Origin of the sequence: Bradyrhizobium sp. (assembly GCF_030697065.1) — a bacterium.
Classification (GTDB): Bacteria; Pseudomonadota; Alphaproteobacteria; order Rhizobiales; family Xanthobacteraceae; genus Bradyrhizobium.
In genome coordinates this window covers 18,063-34,748 of sequence record NZ_JAUYQU010000257.1, presented here as the reverse complement: position 1 = coordinate 34,748, position 16,686 = coordinate 18,063, and the positions used below count along the sequence as shown (strand labels likewise).

Below are 16,686 nucleotides of genomic sequence, written 5' to 3'. Positions count from 1 at the left end.
ATAGGCGTTGACGCCGAAATAGCCGACCATCGCCGCCGCCATCGTATAGAGGGCAAGCCCGGTGAGCAGGGATTTGAGTCGGGAGCGCGAGACCATGGCTGACGATGCGACGGCCGGGTTAAGAGAACCCTAATATCCCGGCCGTCCCGCGGCTGCCGGGCTATTTGTTCTGCTTTTCGACGAACGCGGCAAAGGCGTCGAGGTACTGCTGCAGCACCTTCTGCACCGGTTCCTTGGTGAGCTGGCCCTTGTCGTCGAAAGCGTCGCCGACGCCGTTCAGGTAGATTTCCGGCTGCCCCATGATCGGGCCGGCAATGCCCGGCATGATGTTCTGCAGGTGCTTGACGGCGGCGACGCCGCCGAGCGCCCCCGGCGAATTTCCGACCAGGCCGATCGGCTTGCCGAGGAACGAACTCTTGCCATAGGGGCGCGAGCCGACGTCGATGGCGTTCTTCAACACGCCGGGAATCGAGCGGTTATATTCCGGCGTCACGATCAGCACGCCGTTCGACTTCTGCAGCTTTTCGCGGAACGAGAGCCAGTCGGCCGGCGGCGCGGCTTCGAGGTCCTGATTGAAGAACGAAATGTCGTGCAAGGTAACGACATCGAGCTTCAGCGAGGCCGGCGCCAGTTTCGCCAGCGCATTGGCGATCTTGAGCGTAAAGCTCTCCTTGCGGAGGCTTCCGACGATCACGACGATGTTCTGGGTGGCCATGGGTTTTCCTTTTTGAGGCTGGGTGCCGGACCGGTTTGCCAGACATCCTAGCCACGCCCGGCGAAACGATGCAAGTGCATGAAATGTCGAAAATCAAAGCCATGCCGGCGACGGAACGGGGCTCGGGCGACGAGGATTTTGGCGCGATCGTTCAAGTCGGCCGGCGGTCGATAGCCTATACTCCATCGAAGGAGGTGCGCATGCGTTTCACTTTGAACGGCAACGAGGCAGATATTCCTTCCGCGTTCGCGGAAGACCGCTTGTTGTGGCTGCTTCGTGACCATTTTCACCTGAATGGCCCCAAGTATGGATGCGGCGTCGGCGCGTGCGGTGCTTGCGTCGTTCATGTCGATGGCGAAGCGCAACGGTCCTGCTTGTTGATGGCCGGGGATGTTGGAGGTCGCAGGGTCGTTACGCTCGAGCACCTTGGCGCCGGCCGCGACGGCGGCCTGCATCCCGTGCAGAAAGCCTGGATCGATGCCGGTGTACCGCAGTGCGGATATTGCCAGAACGGACTAATCATGACCGCCGCAGCGCTGCTTGCGGCAAACCCGGACGCGACGGCGCGCGACATTTCCGCAGCGATGGATGATGTGATTTGCCGGTGTGGCACGCATCAGCGCATCAGGACCGCAGTCGTTGCGGCACAAACCTCAATAAGAAGGCGATCGCGATGACCTTGTCGCGCCGGCAGCTTCTCAAGGGCCTGGGCTGGGCCGGTGCCGGGCTGACGGCCATCGCCGGGCCCGCCTACGCTCTAACTCCATGGCCCGCGTTGCCGCACCGTAAGGCGCCGTCGGCAGATGACGCTGCTGCCTGGGTAAGCCTGCGGCCTGATGGTCGCGTCGAACTTGTTTTGCCTCGGACCGAGATCGGACAGGGGATCGCCGTTTCCTTTCGCCAGATCGTCGCCGAGGAGACCGGCTTTCCGCTTGAGCATGTGATGGCCATTCATCCGCGCAGCGATCGGTTGCCGCCGACGCGCGCGACCGTCGGGTCGGACTCGATCAAGGATTTTGGTCCGCTCCTGGCCCAGGCATCCGCCGCATTGGCGGCGGCGCTGAAGCGGGACGGCATTGATTCCGCTGCGCCGCCATCTGGCGGCTGGGCAGCCTTCGTGGCGAAGCCACGGATTCTCGCTGCTGCCGCGATCAATGCGGCCGAGCCGGTGTCGTTCAAACGCGGTGCCGTACGACGCGTTGTCGGTAAGCCTGCCGCCATGGATCAGATCCGTGCCATCGTGACCGGTGATGGGTCCCTCTATGCTGACGACGTGCGTCTGCCGGGCATGGTGTTCGCGGCTGCGCTGCGCGCCCCCCGGCTGGGAGCGACACTTGACAACGTTGATGATACCGCTGCCCACGCCATCCAGGGCTATCTGGGCCTTCACCATATCAAGACGGGCGCCTTTATCGCAGCTGCGACACGAGGCAGCCTCGAAAGATGCGCTGCAGCGGTCAAGGCTGCGTGGGTGGGTGGTGATATCGCCGACGACGTCATCGCCAGGTCGATTGACATTGATTCGGGATTGTCGCGCGGCGCGCTCGAGCATGTGATCGTTCAATCGGGAACGCTAACGCGACCGTTCGACATCGATCTTCGGCTGGATGTGCCGATGGCGGCCCATGCCTCCATGGAGCCTCGCACGGCCGTTGCCCGCTTCGATGAGCATGGCGGTCTCGAAATATGGAGTGGAACGCAGGACGTGACATTCGTCCACTCCGTCGTCGCAAAATCGATGCGGCTGAGTTCCGACCGGGTCGTCGTTCACGGTTGTCGCGTCGGCGGTGGATTTGGCGGAAAGACGATCTGCGTACAGGAACTGGACGCCGCTCTTCTTGCCCGAGTGCTCAAGAGGCCAGTCAAGATCCAATGGACGCGGATCGACGAATTTCGCGAAGCCTTCCATCGTCCGCCGTCGTCGCACCGGATCAAGGCGCGGCTGACGCCGGACGGCGGTCTGGACACGTGGCACCACGCTTTCCGCTCCGGCCATGTGATCTTCACATCTGCAGCCATGGGCACTGCACTGCAGTTCGCAACGAGCTTCGTCGGCGATCCGGGCGTCTCGCGCGGTGCTCTGCCGCCCTATGTGTCCGCCGGAACGCGTGTCGAGTTTGAAGATGTGCGGCTCCCCGTTCATACCGGGCCGTGGCGCAGCCTCGGCGCTGCTTCCAATATCTGGGCAATCGAGACGGCGATAGACGCCCTTGCGCGCAAGCGCCGCGAGGATGGCGTCGCATTCCGGCGGCGGCTTATTGCGCCACAGTGGCCTCGCCTGCGCCGCGCGCTGGACCGCGTTGCCGCTGAGGCGAACTGGCCGGCCCTGAGATCGTCGCCGGATATCGGTTACGGCGTTGCCTGCGGCATTTACAAGGATATGTCCTATGCGGGAGTGATCGCCGAAGTGACGCGCTCGCGCGGGCGCATGCGGGTGACCAGGCTCTGGTGTGCACACGATTGCGGAATGATCGTAAACCCCGATCAGGTCCGCGCACAGGTCGAAGGCAATCTGGTCTGGGGGATCGGCATGGCCTTGCACGAGGAACTCGGGATCGTCGATGGACATCTTGGGGCGACGAGCTTTGCCGACTACCCCGTGCCACGCTATTCCGACGTCCCGAACATGATCATCGATCTCGTCGATGCCGGCGACGCGTCGACCGGCGCCGGAGAGACCGCAATCGTGGCGGCGACGGCGGCGATAACGAACGCGATCGCGGCGATGACGGGTAAATCCGTCACACGGTTGCCGTGGCGCGATCAGACAGTATGAGCCATGTTGACGCTTGAGAAAGACGATCTGACAAGCGCGGCGCTGGTTAAGCTGATGCGGATCTCGTTTGCAGAGCAAGACATCGAGATAGATGCAACGAATGGCTTGAGTTTGGGAAACGGCCCGCACGCTTCGCTGTCGGCCAAATCCGCGACCGCCGATGCCGTGCTCGCGAAGCATGGCCCAATTGCGCTACTCAGGGTCGGGCGCGCCATACCCCGCATGGCCTTCGATCCGATCGGGGCAGCTCTTTTGAGCGCCGGCGACGGGCGGGAACTGCTCGCTCGCTGGCTGCGCCTCGAACGCTACGTTCATACCCGGCACCCCATTTTGATGCACTCGGTCACCGCAACCTCGGCCCGCATGGTTCACCAACGCGGCAAGGACGGCACCACCAACGTTGCAGTGAACCTGATTCTGGCCGGCGTCATCTGTGGGCTCCTTGGCGCCGTCGGATGCAAAAGGCTTTCGCTCGCAATCGGCTCGGGGCGAATCACGATCGACGCGATTGTCGACGATCAGATATCGATCGCAGATCGCGTTGACCCGCGACTCGAGACCGGTGTTTGGTCGATCCGCTGGACCAATGCCCCCCTGGAACGGCTCATGCCGCTGCCGACGCTCGCTCCGTTGAAGGAGCAATTGTCGGGAATCGGCCGCCGCGTCGCAAATCTGCTCGAAGCGGATCTCTTGCGAGTGTGGACCATCGCGGCAATCGCGCGCGAGTTGGCCCTTTCGTCGCGAACGCTGCAGAGGCGCCTGACGGAAGATGGCGCGTCACTGCAGGTCATGCGACGCGAAGCGAGGATCAAGCATGCGACCGAACTGCTGCTGCATACCGACAACGCGTTCAACACGATCGGTTTCGTTTGTGGATTCTCCGATTCCGCCCACTTCACCCGAGCATTCAAGGCTCGTGCAGGCATGACACCGACTGAATTTCGGGAAGCCGTGCGTTCCGGGGAGTGATTATCTCGCCTGTTTCAGCCCGCCTTGTTCGGATTGATCAAAAACTTCTCGCCGGTGGCGCGCTTGTTGTAGATGGCGATGCTGGAGAGCTGCAGCGTCTCCTGCAGCGACACCACCTGGGTGTAATGGCTGGCAAAGGTCGTCTTGAGTTCCGCCACGACCCGCGCGCGCAACCTGGCGCCGTCGGCCGCGCCGATCTTCTGCAGGAACGGAAACAGCAGCCAGCCGCCGATCCCCCAGGCCATTCCGAACGAGCGGTTGAGCTCGGTCGGACGGATATCGAGGCCGCCATAGATATAGACCTGCTTGTGCACGCTCGATCCGTAGCGGCTGTAGACTTTTGCCGTCTTGTTGATCGCGGTTTCCATGCAGGTCAGGATCTGGCCGGCGAGCCTGCCGCCGCCAATCGCATCGAACGCGATGGTCGCGCCGGTTTCCACCAACGCGCTGGTGAGATCGTCCATGAAAGTCGGGACGCTGGAATCGACGACGTATTTGGCGCCGATCTTGCGCAGGATGTCGGCCTGCTCCTGGCTGCGCACGATGTTGACGAGATCGATGCCGTCCTTGATGCAGATCTTGTTGAGCATCTGGCCGAGATTGGAGGCGGCCGCGGTGTGCACCAGCGCCTTGTGGCCCTCGCGCTTCATGGTCTCGACCATGCCGAGCGATGTCAGCGGATTGACGAAGCAGGAGGCGCCCTCGGCCGGCGTGGTGCCGTCAGGCAGCGGCAGGACATCCTTGGCCCGCATGGTGCGGTACTGCGCATACATCGCGCCGCCGATCATGGCGACAGTCTTGCCCATCAGCGCCTTCGCCGCATCGGACGATCCCGTCTTGATCACGACGCCGGCGCCCTCGTTGCCGACCGGCATCGATTCGTCGAGCCTGCCCGCCATCGCCTTCATCGCTGCGTCAGGCACTTTTGCCGTGATCACAGGCGCGTCCTTGGTGCCGGACGCTTTGGCCGTCGACATGTCGGCGGCGCCGACCAGCAGGCCGAGGTCGGACGGATTGATCGGCGAGGCTTCGACACGGACCACGACTTCCTCCGGGCCGGGCTCCGGCACCGGCACGCTGGCGAGCGAGATTTCGAGTTCGCCGCTTTTCTTGATCAGCGAACGCAGTTGCAGCCCGGTCATGGTGTCGGCGCTCATCGTGAAACTCCCTGTTTTCAATTTTCGGCTCCGCCGAATTCGGGCGGGAGTGTTCTCACGTTGGCCAGGAAACGCAAGCCATCGCGGGTCTCACATTGTCGTTGCTTTATGATCGCGGCCCGGCCTTTGCGGACGGCCGCACCGATGGGCTAGCTTCCCAGAATCAAGGGAGGAACATCCATGGGCCAAAGCGAGATCGACGCTATCAGAGCCTTGTTGAGTTCGAAGCCCCGCCCGGTCGGCTGGCAGCAGCGGCGGCAACGCATCGAGGAGGTCGGCTCGGTCTGGCCGGTCGCCGCAGATATCGAGTGCGAAGCCGCCGACATTGGCGGAATGCCGGGAGAATGGTCGATCGCACCTGAAAGCGACGCATCCCGCGTGCTGTTGTACTTTCACGGTGGAGGATACTGTTCGGGCTCGATCCTGAGCCATCGCCGGCTGGTTACCGAGGCCGGCCGGGCGGCAAAGGTGCGAACGCTCGCGATCGAATACCGGCTGGCGCCCGAACATCCGTTTCCGGCGGCGCTCGACGACGCGCTTTCGGCGTGGCGTTTTCTGCGGACAAGCGGCATCGCCGCGGGACATATCGCGGTCGGCGGCGACAGCGCCGGCGGCGGGCTGACCGTGGCCTTGATCAACCGGCTGCGCGACGCCGGCGAACCTGTGCCGGGCTGCGCATGGCTGATCTCGCCATGGACCGACCTGACGCTGTCGGGCTCGACGCTCGCGACCAGAGATGCGGTCGATCCGATCATCCACAGGTCCTATCTGGCCGAACTCGCCAATGCCTATCTCCCCCCGGAAATGGACCGGAGGGACCCGCGTGTCTCTCCGCTGTTTGCCGATCCGAGCGGCCTGCCGCCGACACTGATCCAGGTCGGCGCGTGCGAAACCCTGCTCGAGGATTCCACGCGTTTTGCGGCAGCCGCGGGCGCCGCCAATGTCGCGCTTACGCTCCAGATCTGGCCCGACATGATCCACGCCTTCCCGATGTGGAACGCGCATCTCGAGCCCGGCCGGCGCGCGCTCGCCGATGCCGGTCAATTCATTCGCCGGCATTGCGGGACGAAATGACCCCTCGGCGCCACCGGCCCGCGTATTTTGCATGGCCGGCCGGCCGCTCCGCCACCCGATGGTCGTCGGCGGCGCGTTGCGCTCTGGCAACAGTTGCCAAAACACTCATAATCTGCAGACTTTAGCCCTGCGCCTTCACAAAGGTGACCCGAGGTTTCGGAGGCGTCGGATACTTGGCTGTGCAACCGGGCTCGATCGAGCCTTTGGAGGCAGGGATCATGAACCCGCTGCGATCGGCAACCTTGGCGGCGGCGGTCTATCCGACTGCCGTAATCGCAGGCTGGGCTTTCGTCAGCGTTGCCGGAGTTGGCTCGCCTCGCATCGAGCAAGCAACAGCAGCAACGCATGTCGTGGTCCGCCTCGCGCCTGCTCTGACCGCCAGCGTCGAACTGGCAGCCGCACCGCAGGTAATCGCGGCGGTCGCGCCGCAGACAAAAGCGCCGCAAGCCCATGCGCTGCAGGCCGTTGCACCGCAAGCCGTTGCACCGCAAGCCATTGCACCGCAAGCCATTGCGCCGAAAGCCATTGCGACCGACTACGCCGTGCCCGAGACGCCCGAAGTGTCGGCGGCCGCCGAACTCGTGGCGATGCCCCTGAGCGATAGAGAGTTTATCCCCGACACAGCATCGGCCGAGGCGGCTGCCCGCAGTTTCGTGCTGGCCGCGCTGACGGATCCAATCGAAATCCTGCCACCGGAAATCCTGCCGGCGCCGGAGGCCGGACCCGCCGATGCAACGCCTCAAACCGCCACGACGATACCCGGCCGCATCGAACTTGTCGGCGAGTGCATGGTGGCTGAGGCCTGCATCGACCAGTTCCTCTGGGCGCTCTACCAGCGGACGCCCAAGGAAGACACCATCAAGGAGCGCGAGCAGCGCAAGGTGACGGTGAAGCGGAAGGGCAAGCAGGTGACCGTCACCCGAACCTTCGTCAAGCTCGTCGAGAACGATTTTACGTGGAAGGATCCCCACGCGGCCGAACGCGCCGGCATGTCGATGATCGACTACGTGATCGGCGGCATGGATCGCAGCTTCAAGCTGAAGCTGTTTCGCGCGCTTTACGCCGCCGAGGCCGCCGGACTTCATCCCGGCATCACCAGCGCGTTTCGCGACGACTATCGTCAGGGCATCGCCAGCGGCCTGAAGGCGGCGAGCAACAGGTCCTACCACGGCGGCAGTCTTCGTGGTGGCTATGGCCGCGGCCTAGCAGCCGACATCGTCAGCGTCAACGGCGCAAACCGGGCGCAACGCTGGGTTTCGACCGAGGCTCTCTGGAAGTGGGTCGATGCCAATGGCAAGCAGTATGGAATCGGGCGACCGTATCTCAGATACGATCCACCGCATGTGGGTCCGACCGACGGCCCGGAATACGTATCTCGCCGCGGCGGCGTGAAGACTGCTGGCGCGGATGGAAAGAAGCGCGGCCAGCAGGCCGCGCAGTCCAGGCCCGCTGCCGCGAAGCGCGCGGTTGCCGCGGGATCGTCTGGCGGCAAACCATCGGGCCGACTGGCGGAAGCTCAATAGAAGTGGTCTTTCGGAAGGCTGTCCATCCGCTCCAGAAAATTCCGCTGGCATGATCCGCAGGCGCAGATCGATGTCGCGCACTGATGCGCCTCGATGACCGATGCCGTCGCTTATGCGAGCCTGTTCCTGAGCGCGCTTGTCGCCGCGACTATTCTGCCGATGCAATCGGAAGCGGTACTGGTCGGGTTGTTGCTGGCGGATTATTCGCCCTTGCTGCTCATCACCGTGGCCAGTATTGGCAACGTCCTGGGATCGGCGATCAATTGGCTGCTCGGGCGTGGCATCGAGCGGTTCCGGGACCGGCTATGGTTCCCGGCGAGCAATGCGGGGCTGGAGCGTGCGCAGTCCTGGTATCGCCGGTACGGAAAATGGTCGCTCCTGCTGAGTTGGGCTCCCGTCATCGGCGATCCCCTGACGGTGATCGCCGGCGTGCTGCGCGAGCCATTCCCGGTGTTTCTGCTGCTGGTCGCCATCGCCAAGACCGGGCGATATCTCGTCCTCGCAGCGATCACCCTTAATTGGACGTGACGTCGCGAGGCCCCTGGGGAACTCGCAACATCCCCATCAAGGCGGGAGCGACCGTTGATGCAGTGCAGCACGAAACATACAGTGAATCGCCGTCCACTCTTTATTGCATGGGGTTGTTTTCGCGATTTTCTTTCGGGCGCTACGCCAGCGCCTTAAGCGCCGCCCTGCCCGCATATTTCGCCTGCGCACCCAGTTCCTGCTCGATCCGCAGCAACTGATTGTATTTGGCGGTGCGGTCGGACCTTGCCAGCGAGCCGGTTTTGATCTGACCGCAATTGGTGGCGACCGCGAGGTCGGCGATGGTGGAGTCCTCCGTCTCGCCGGAGCGATGCGACATCACGGCGGTATAGCCGGCCTTGTAGGCCATCTCGACCGCGCTGAGCGTCTCCGTCAGCGTACCGATCTGGTTGACCTTCACCAGAATGGAGTTGGCGCGGCCGTTCCTGATGCCGTCGGCCAGCCGCGTCACATTGGTAACGAACAGATCGTCGCCGACCAGTTGGCACTTGCCGCCGATCAGATCGGTCAGTTCCTTCCAGCCGTCCATGTCGTCTTCCGACATGCCGTCCTCAATCGAGACGATCGGATAGCGCGATGCGAGGTCGGCGAGATACTTGGCCTGCTCGGAACCCGAGCGGGTCTTGTTCTCGCCGCCATAGACGTAATTACCGTCCTTGAAGAACTCGGTGGCGGCGCAGTCCAGCGCCAGCATCACGTCGCCGCCGGCCTTGTAGCCGGCCTTGCCGATCGCGGCCATCACGAACTCGAGCGCCGCGTCCGCCGACGGCAGGTTCGGCGCGAAGCCGCCCTCGTCGCCGACATTGGTGTTGTGGCCGGCTTTCTTCAGTTCACTCCGCAAGGTGTGAAAAATCTCCGAGCCGCAGCGCAGCGCCTCGGCGAAGGTTGGCGCACCGACCGGCATGATCATGAACTCCTGAAAGTCGATCGGATTGTCGGCATGCGCGCCGCCATTGATGATGTTCATCATCGGCACCGGCAAGGTTCGCGCCGAGGTGCCGCCGACATAGCGGTAGAGCGGCATGTCGAAGGATTCCGCCGCCGCCTTGGCGCAGGCGAGCGATACGCCCAGAATGGCGTTGGCCCCGAGCCGGCTCTTGTTCGGCGTGCCGTCGAGATCGATCATGATCTGGTCGATCTGGACCTGCTCCTCGACGGCCATCTCGCTCAGCGCGTCGAAAATCTCGCCGTTGACGGCAGCGACCGCCTTCTGCACGCCCTTGCCGAAATAGCGCGCCTTGTCGCCGTCGCGCAGCTCGACCGCCTCATGGGCGCCGGTGGACGCGCCCGACGGTACCGCCGCGCGGCCGATCGAGCCGTCCTCCAGCACGACGTCCACCTCGACCGTGGGATTGCCGCGGCTGTCGAGGATTTCGCGGGCGATGATGTCGACGATAGCTGTCATGGGATGCCTTCCTGGAGAATGTCCGGACGGAACAATTGGTGCCGCTTCTACAACAACGATTGCGGTGCGAAAAGGCCATCGCATGACGGCGTGACGCCGCCGGACGAATTGTCTAATAACGCGGCAACGGAGACCAGCGATGACGAAAAAGCCCGGTAAATCCCCGAAATCAGGCGGCCTGCAGCTCGGCCGTGCCGTGCAATGGCCGGCGACGCCCGACGAGGCAAAACTCGACCGCGTTCCCAATCCGCAGCCGGACACCAACTACGTGGTGCGGTTCACGGCACCCGAATTCACCTCGCTCTGCCCGGTCACGGGCCAGCCGGATTTCGCGCATCTGGTGATCGACTTCGTGCCGGGCCCGTGGCTGCTGGAATCGAAATCGCTCAAACTCTATGTCGCGAGTTTTCGCAATCACGGCGCGTTTCACGAGGATTGCACGGTCCTGATCGGCAAGCGCATTGTCGCCGAAATCAAGCCGAAATTCCTGCGCATCGGCGGCTACTGGTATCCGCGCGGCGGCATCCCGATCGACGTGTTCTGGCAATCCGGCACATTGCCGAAGGGCATGTGGATTCCGGATCAGGGGGTGGCAACCTATCGCGGGCGGGGTTGAGCCGAACGGCCGCCTCAATGCCCGCTCAGCACCAGGGTCTTGATCGGCAGCAACAGGGCCTGAATCCGCAGCAGCATGGCGTGGACGATGCCGACGGCGTCGACGACATGCAGCGCAAAACCCTTGAAGGCACCGGTCTCCTTTGAGGCGATCCGGTCATGGTTGCTGGTATAGGCGTTGGCGATGCAGCTGCTGCCGGGCGTGACGCCCTCCAGGCCGCCCTGGTAGATCGGCTCCATCAGGACGAGGATCGTACCCGGACGCACCGACTGCTGGGTGTCGACCAGTTGTTCGCCGCCCCTGAACTGACCGGCCGCGATGTAATCCTGAACGCTGGTGATCACCATCGGAATGATCGTCCACGGTTTGGAGATACAGGTGGCCTCGGCCACCATGCCGACCTTCATGACCTGCCCTTCGATCTGTCCGAAACCCGCCGCCAGCGCGCGCCGCCCGGCACCCTCCGGAATCAGGATGCCGGCCGACCTGATCATCGGATTGACGACGTCTCCCACCCGCAATCCGAACTGCTCGACGCGCCCGTCGAAACCGGCCCGGATGGTGGTCTTGTCCAAATCTACCTGCGCTTCGGCGAGGGTCGCCTGCGCGCTGGCCTTCTCGGCGGGCAGCAAGGCCGTGACGCGGATCGTGGCGGATTGTTTGGAAGCGGTGGCGGCATCGACCGAGCCCTGACGGCCGGCAAGGAGCACCTCGAGCTTTTCGATGTCGCGTTGCGGGACCATTCCGGGGCTACGCCGCTGCAATTCGCGTTTGGTCTCCAGCTCGTCCGACGCCTGCTGATATGCCCCCTTGGCTTCCTGCAGCTGCCCCTCCGATTTCAGGATGTCGGCTTGCGCCGCCAGCAGCGCGGCATCGATTTCGGCAATCTTGCGCCGCGCGGTTTCCAGCGCGGCTTCCTGCTTCGAACTGTCCAGCTTGAAGATCACCTCGCCCTTCTTGACGGGAGCGCTGAAATCGCGATGAACCTCCGCCACCCGGCCGGTGGCTTCAGGTACGATCGGAACGGTGCGATAGTACAACGTCGCCGACGTGGTGGAGGGGTGGAAATAGAAGATCATCGTGATCAGGGCCACGGCCAGCATGAAACAGGTGATGATGCCGAACCTCAGCTCGTACCAGACGGAAAACAGCGTAATCTCGCGGCCGAGGCGCTTGCCCTGCACATAGCGGCGATAGAGATAGTCCGGCAGTATCGTCACGAGCGAGCAGAGGATGATTTCAAGCATGACCCTGCACCTCGCTCCTGGCGCTGTCGTTTTTCTCCGGGTCGGACGCAGCGGTCGCGTGAGTTGCAGTTTGATTTGGCATCTCGGCCGGATCCGGTTCGGGCGGAAGGCCGGCGAGCTTTTCGAGCGATCTCGCGATCCGGCGCAGCGGCGTGCCGAAATCGGGCAGATCGACCATGGCCAGAAACAGCCCGATCACCCAGAACAGATGGTTGTGCGTAAACAGCGCCAGTAAACCCAGCACCGCCACGATTTCGAATTGCAGCTTCTGCGACTTGTGCGCCATTCGCTCCGGCATCGTATGCAAATGCAGATAAAGGTTGCCGACCCCCAGGACGGCGCCAATGAGCACGATGCCGACGACAATCATCAGGACGTCGGTGTCGCCGGGACCAGTGATGAATCCCGGCAGATGATGCGGCGCGGCGGGGTGAAGCGATTCGCTCACGAAAGTCCCCCCTCTCGGAAATCGTTGCGCTCGAACTTGCGAGCGACATTGGGAGGCTATCCGGCCCCGGTTGTATTCTTGCACAATGCAGGAACTTGGCAAGCGCCGCGGCAAGGCTGTCGACACGAGGTATTTTAGGTTGTTTCAATAATCAGTACGCACTGAGCAGGTCGACCTTGGCGTTGGCAAGGATCAGGCGCCGCGCCAGCAGGGCTGACAGATTTCGCATGACCCGAAGGGCGATCTCGGGATGGAGTTTGCGATAATCGGCGAAGCTGTCGACGGGCAGCTCGAGGCATTTGACCTGCGTATCGGCCCAGACATCGGCGCTTCGCCGGGGTTCGAGAATGGCCATCTCGCCGAATTCCATACCGGGCCCGAGCGACGCCAGCCGCACGCCGCTCGGCAGCTTCACGCTGACCATTCCGCTCTGCAGAAAGAACAACGAGTTGGCCGGCTCGCCCGCGCCGATGATCCGTTGACCCGCCTCATATCTGCGCGCAGTCGAAAGTTCGACCAGGGCTGAGATTTCCTCGCCGGTCAATTCCGCCAGCAGCGCCTGTTCGCCGAGCCGCGAGGTTTCCTTCGAGGAAGTGAATCCGCCGTGCCGGTAGATGATCTGATCCTCGGCCCATTCGATGGCATCGTCCAGCAGCGCGAAGCGCCGCAACTTTCGCGGCTCGGCGGTTCGCTCGAAAATCGATCGACATACCGGCGAAGTCGCTTCGAAACCGGTCAGGATGCTCGTGACCCCGGTGTTGCCGAGGATGGTAAGGTTCTCGCCGAGCAACCTTGCGCCCGCCGCGGTCACGTCCGGCACGCGGCGGAAATCGAGGATCAGCAATGGCGCGTTCGGCGGCTCGTTGGCCAAGCGGCGCGTGACGTAATCGATCGCAGCAAAATTCAGCGCGCCGACAAGCTCGATCACCCGGACGTCGGAGTGACGCTCGTCGAGGATCTGCTGTTCATGCGGCTGGCGGCTGCGGCGGGACGAAATGCCGAAAATGTCATAGTCGGCGATCACGCAGGTGCGAACATCGGCGCTGCGGTTGAGCATGTGGAGATCGAACCTGGCTGACAGGGCCTCGCAGACCTTGAGTCCGCGCACGCTGTTGCCGTGGCTGTCGAGCCGCGGCGAAAACGTGCCGAGCCCGATCTGCGACGGGAGGGCCGCGACGATGCCGCCGCCAACGCCGCTCTTGGCGGGAATCCCGACGCGATAAATCCATTCGCCGGCGTAATCATACATGCCCGAACTCGTCATCACCGAAAGCGTGCGGGCGACGACGTTGGGCGTGATCACCTGGACCCCGGTCACCGGATTGATGCCGCGATTGGCCAGCGTCGCCGCCATGACCGCAAGATCGCGCGCGGTTACCAGCACGGCGCATTGCCGGAAATAGGCATCCAGCACGGCATCGACATCGCCCTGCACGACCAGATAATTGCGCAACAGCCAGGCGATCGCCCGATTGCGGTGACCGGTAATGGCTTCGGAAGCATGCACGGCGTCGTCGACGCCGAGGTTACGGCCGGCGAACTGGCTCAGCTTGTCGCGGATGCGCTCGAAGGCCGCGGCTCCCTCGATCTGATGAATCAGCCCGGAGCACGCGATCGCTCCGGCATTGACCATCGGATTGAACGGCCTGTTGTCACTGGTAAGCCGGATCGAATTGAACGCCTCGCCGCTCGGCTCGACACCTATCGCCGCCGCCACGCGCTCCTCCCCGGCCATTTCCAGCGCCAGAGCAAAGACGAACGCCTTGGAAACCGACTGAATGGTAAAGGGCACGGCGCTATCGCCGACTTCGTAGACGTGGCCGTCGATCGTGACGAGAGAGATGCCGAAATGGGCTGGATTGGCCCGTTGCAGCTCGGGAATGTAATCGGCCAGCGCCCCGGAATCGTCCACCCTGAATTCCTCGTGGCAACTGCTGAGAAATTGCTGAAGCGGGGGCCGGGTGGCGTATCCGGAATGTCTGACTCGGAAATTGGAGCTGCTCGAACGAATAATCTGGGCGTCCACCATATCTTCCTTACAAAAATGGGAATATGGAAGCAATCTCCGTGCCATGGACGCAGTCAAGGATCTTCGTGAGAGCCTTCTGGCTGTCTAACGCCATTGCGGGCAGCCGCTATGTCACGCCCGCATCGGCCGGCCTCGTGTGTCGCAGCAGCCTCGCGCAGGCAAGGCCGACAGCAACCATCACGACCGCGAATAACAGCAAGGTCGGAACCTTGCCGAGATATTCGATACCAAATCCATAGGCGATCGGACCGACCGTCTGTCCCATGAAAAAGAAGAACGCGTGCAGCGATAGCGCGGTCGCGCGGGCTTGCACCGAAAGCTCGCTGGCCACCACCTGCAGGGAGCCGTGAATCATGTAGAAGCCCCAACCCATGAAAAGCAGGCTGAGGGCCTGAACCTTCCAGCCCGGACCGAACGCCACCACGGCAAGTTGCAGCGCGACCAGGGAGGCGCCGGCGATCATCATGCCATTGATGCCGAGCCGCGGCAGGAACCGCGAAACGCTCATGGTGTAGAACAGGCCGCCGACCGCAAAGCATGCGATCACGATCCCCGCGATCGACAGCCGGGTTTCGCCGAGTTCGAACAGGAATGCGGCCACGAACGGAAACAGTCCGAGCACACAGCAGCCCTCGATGAAGACGGCGGCATAGCAGATGCGCGCGTTGGGATTGCTGAAGATCGTGCGATAGCCCTGCCTAAGCATCGCGAGGCTCGTTCTGGGTGGCCGCGTCAGCGCGGCACCGCGAAAACCGAGCGCCACGGCAATCGGGGCCAGGATGACCAGCACGCCGAGTACCGCGAGCACGCCGCGCCAGCCCAGGAAGTCGCCGATAAGGCCGGACAGCGACGCGCCCAGCAGATTGCCGGTCATGGCGCCGGCCAGCGTTCGCCCGATCGCGACCTGCCGCTTCTCCGGGCCGACGAGGTCGCTGGTCAGGCTGAGCGCGACCGGAAACACGCCACCGGAGCCGATGCCTGCGAGGATGCGGGAGGCGAACAGCATCGGGAACGAAGTCGCGAACGCGCCGAGAATGTTGGCAACCCCCAGCAGCACCAGGCAGATCACCATCAACCGCGTCTTGCCGAACAGATCAGCGGCAGCCCCCAATACCGGCTGGATGATGGCGAAGGTGAAGGCGAATGCCGCCGAAAATCCCGCCGCGGCGGCGATGGTGACCCCGAAATCCTCGGCGACATGCGGCAGCACGGGATCCAGCGCGCGCGCCGACAGGGCGGCGGAAAAGGTCGCCAGCGCAATGACATAGATTACCGAGGGGATGCGCTGGTCGGGTGGCGGTGTTGCCGGCCCCGACGGCATCAACGCGGCGCGCTTTTTGACAGCGCGTCGAACGCCATCAGCGTCCGCACCAGGCCCTCGAAGTCGCGCAGCGGCACCATGTTGGGGCCGTCCGACGGGGCATGGTCCGGATCCGGATGGGTCTCGATGAACACGCCGGCGACGCCGACCGCGACCGCGGCGCGCGCCAGCACGGGCACGAATTCGCGCTCGCCGCCCGACGACGTGCCCTTGCCGCCCGGCTGCTGCACCGAATGGGTGGCGTCGAAAATGACAGGCGCGCCGGTAGTGCGCGCCAGAATCGGCAGCGCCCGCATGTCCGACACCAGCGTGTTGTAGCCGAACGAGACGCCGCGCTCGGTGACCAGCACATTGGTGTTGCCGGCTCCGGTGATCTTGGCGACGACGTTCGCCATGTCCCAGGGCGCCAGGAACTGGCCTTTCTTGACATTGACGACCTTGCCGGTAACGGCTGCCGCCACCAGCAGATCGGTCTGCCGGGACAGGAACGCCGGGATCTGCAGCACGTCGACGGCCTGCGCCACCTCGGCGCATTGCGAGGCCTCATGGACGTCGGTGAGAACAGGCATCCCCAGCGACGAGCGGATCTCGGCAAAAACCGGCAGCGCCTGCCGCAGCCCGACGCCGCGGGCCGCGGAAACGCTGGTGCGGTTGGCCTTGTCGAACGAGGTCTTGTAGACGATCCCGATTTTCAGGCGCGCCGCGATCTCCTTCAGCGCGGCGGCGACTTCCAGCGCATGCGCCCGGCTCTCCAGCTGGCACGGGCCGGCGATGATCGAAAGCGGCAGATCATTGCCGAACTGGACCAGGCCGGCGGCAACGACCGGTGCTGCGGAGGTGCTCGCGCTCACGGGTTTTCC

General features: G+C 63.6%; 15 protein-coding genes and 1 pseudogene. 7 read left to right on the top strand and 9 right to left on the bottom strand.

Annotation, left to right across the window (positions count from 1 at the left end):
* A pseudogene (locus Q8R73_RS20285) lies at positions 1 to 96 on the bottom strand (septum formation initiator family protein); the annotation flags it as partial.
* A gap of 64 nt (positions 97 to 160) precedes the next feature.
* Complete coding sequence (locus Q8R73_RS20280) at positions 161 to 715, bottom strand: NADPH-dependent FMN reductase (RefSeq protein WP_305721327.1); 555 nt, start codon at positions 713 to 715, stop codon at positions 161 to 163.
* A 68-nt stretch (positions 716 to 783) separates the two neighbouring features.
* Here Q8R73_RS20280 and Q8R73_RS20275 point away from each other — a divergent pair, with 68 nt between their 5' ends.
* Genes Q8R73_RS20275 through Q8R73_RS20265 form a run of 3 tightly spaced genes read left to right on the top strand, consistent with a single transcriptional unit; the run spans position 784 to position 4,460 of the window.
* Positions 784 to 1,392, top strand: coding sequence for a (2Fe-2S)-binding protein (locus Q8R73_RS20275; RefSeq protein WP_371126140.1), 609 nt, complete (start codon positions 784 to 786; stop codon positions 1,390 to 1,392).
* The gene (locus Q8R73_RS20270) at positions 1,389 to 3,491 is read left to right on the top strand and encodes a molybdopterin cofactor-binding domain-containing protein (protein WP_305721326.1); all 2,103 of its coding nucleotides are present in this window, start codon (positions 1,389 to 1,391) and stop codon (positions 3,489 to 3,491) included. The genes Q8R73_RS20275 and Q8R73_RS20270 overlap by 4 nt, the downstream gene beginning before the upstream one ends.
* 3 nt (positions 3,492 to 3,494) lie before the next feature.
* Positions 3,495 to 4,460 carry an AraC family transcriptional regulator gene (locus Q8R73_RS20265; RefSeq protein WP_305721325.1) on the top strand — a complete coding sequence of 322 codons (966 nt, stop codon included), beginning with the start codon at positions 3,495 to 3,497 and terminating at the stop codon, positions 4,458 to 4,460.
* Positions 4,461 to 4,474: 14 nt separating this feature from the next.
* On the opposite strand, the gene Q8R73_RS20260 is transcribed toward Q8R73_RS20265, so the two are convergent.
* Positions 4,475 to 5,617 carry a zinc-binding dehydrogenase gene (locus tag Q8R73_RS20260; protein WP_305721324.1) on the bottom strand — a complete coding sequence of 381 codons (1,143 nt, stop codon included), beginning with the start codon at positions 5,615 to 5,617 and terminating at the stop codon, positions 4,475 to 4,477.
* A 180-nt stretch (positions 5,618 to 5,797) separates the two neighbouring features.
* Between Q8R73_RS20260 and Q8R73_RS20255 the strand changes: the two genes are divergently transcribed.
* From Q8R73_RS20255 to Q8R73_RS20245, 3 genes are all read left to right on the top strand, one after another.
* Positions 5,798 to 6,691, top strand: coding sequence for an alpha/beta hydrolase (locus Q8R73_RS20255; protein ID WP_305721323.1), 894 nt, complete (start codon positions 5,798 to 5,800; stop codon positions 6,689 to 6,691).
* Between the two features lie 218 nt (positions 6,692 to 6,909).
* Positions 6,910 to 8,214 carry a hypothetical protein gene (locus Q8R73_RS20250; RefSeq protein ID WP_305721322.1) on the top strand — a complete coding sequence of 435 codons (1,305 nt, stop codon included), beginning with the start codon at positions 6,910 to 6,912 and terminating at the stop codon, positions 8,212 to 8,214.
* A 93-nt stretch (positions 8,215 to 8,307) separates the two neighbouring features.
* Positions 8,308 to 8,742 (top strand): YqaA family protein, encoded by a 435-nt coding sequence (locus Q8R73_RS20245; RefSeq protein WP_305721321.1) that lies wholly within the window; start codon positions 8,308 to 8,310, stop codon positions 8,740 to 8,742.
* Between the two features lie 139 nt (positions 8,743 to 8,881).
* Here Q8R73_RS20245 and eno read toward each other — a convergent pair whose 3' ends face one another.
* Positions 8,882 to 10,165, bottom strand: coding sequence for a phosphopyruvate hydratase (eno, locus tag Q8R73_RS20240; protein WP_305721320.1), 1,284 nt, complete (start codon positions 10,163 to 10,165; stop codon positions 8,882 to 8,884).
* A 139-nt stretch (positions 10,166 to 10,304) separates the two neighbouring features.
* Here eno and queF point away from each other — a divergent pair, with 139 nt between their 5' ends.
* On the top strand, positions 10,305 to 10,781 hold the full coding sequence (gene queF / locus Q8R73_RS20235; protein ID WP_305721319.1) for a preQ(1) synthase: 477 nt from the start codon (positions 10,305 to 10,307) through the stop codon (positions 10,779 to 10,781).
* A 14-nt stretch (positions 10,782 to 10,795) separates the two neighbouring features.
* Here queF and Q8R73_RS20230 read toward each other — a convergent pair whose 3' ends face one another.
* The 5 genes from Q8R73_RS20230 to kdsA all read right to left on the bottom strand — a co-directional run bounded on the left by Q8R73_RS20230 (position 10,796) and on the right by kdsA (position 16,677).
* On the bottom strand, positions 10,796 to 12,028 hold the full coding sequence (locus tag Q8R73_RS20230) for an HlyD family secretion protein (RefSeq protein WP_305721318.1): 1,233 nt from the start codon (positions 12,026 to 12,028) through the stop codon (positions 10,796 to 10,798).
* Complete coding sequence (locus tag Q8R73_RS20225; RefSeq protein WP_305721330.1) at positions 12,021 to 12,476, bottom strand: hypothetical protein; 456 nt, start codon at positions 12,474 to 12,476, stop codon at positions 12,021 to 12,023. The genes Q8R73_RS20230 and Q8R73_RS20225 overlap by 8 nt, the downstream gene beginning before the upstream one ends.
* 151 nt (positions 12,477 to 12,627) lie before the next feature.
* Positions 12,628 to 14,502, bottom strand: a complete 1,875-nt coding sequence (gene glsA, locus Q8R73_RS20220) for a glutaminase A (protein ID WP_305721317.1) — start codon at positions 14,500 to 14,502, stop codon at positions 12,628 to 12,630.
* 109 nt (positions 14,503 to 14,611) lie between these two features.
* On the bottom strand, positions 14,612 to 15,826 hold the full coding sequence (locus Q8R73_RS20215; RefSeq protein ID WP_305721316.1) for an MFS transporter: 1,215 nt from the start codon (positions 15,824 to 15,826) through the stop codon (positions 14,612 to 14,614).
* Positions 15,826 to 16,677 (bottom strand): 3-deoxy-8-phosphooctulonate synthase, encoded by an 852-nt coding sequence (gene kdsA / locus Q8R73_RS20210; protein ID WP_305721315.1) that lies wholly within the window; start codon positions 16,675 to 16,677, stop codon positions 15,826 to 15,828. Before kdsA ends, Q8R73_RS20215 begins: the two co-directional genes overlap by 1 nt.
* Positions 16,678 to 16,686: the final 9 nt, after the last annotated feature.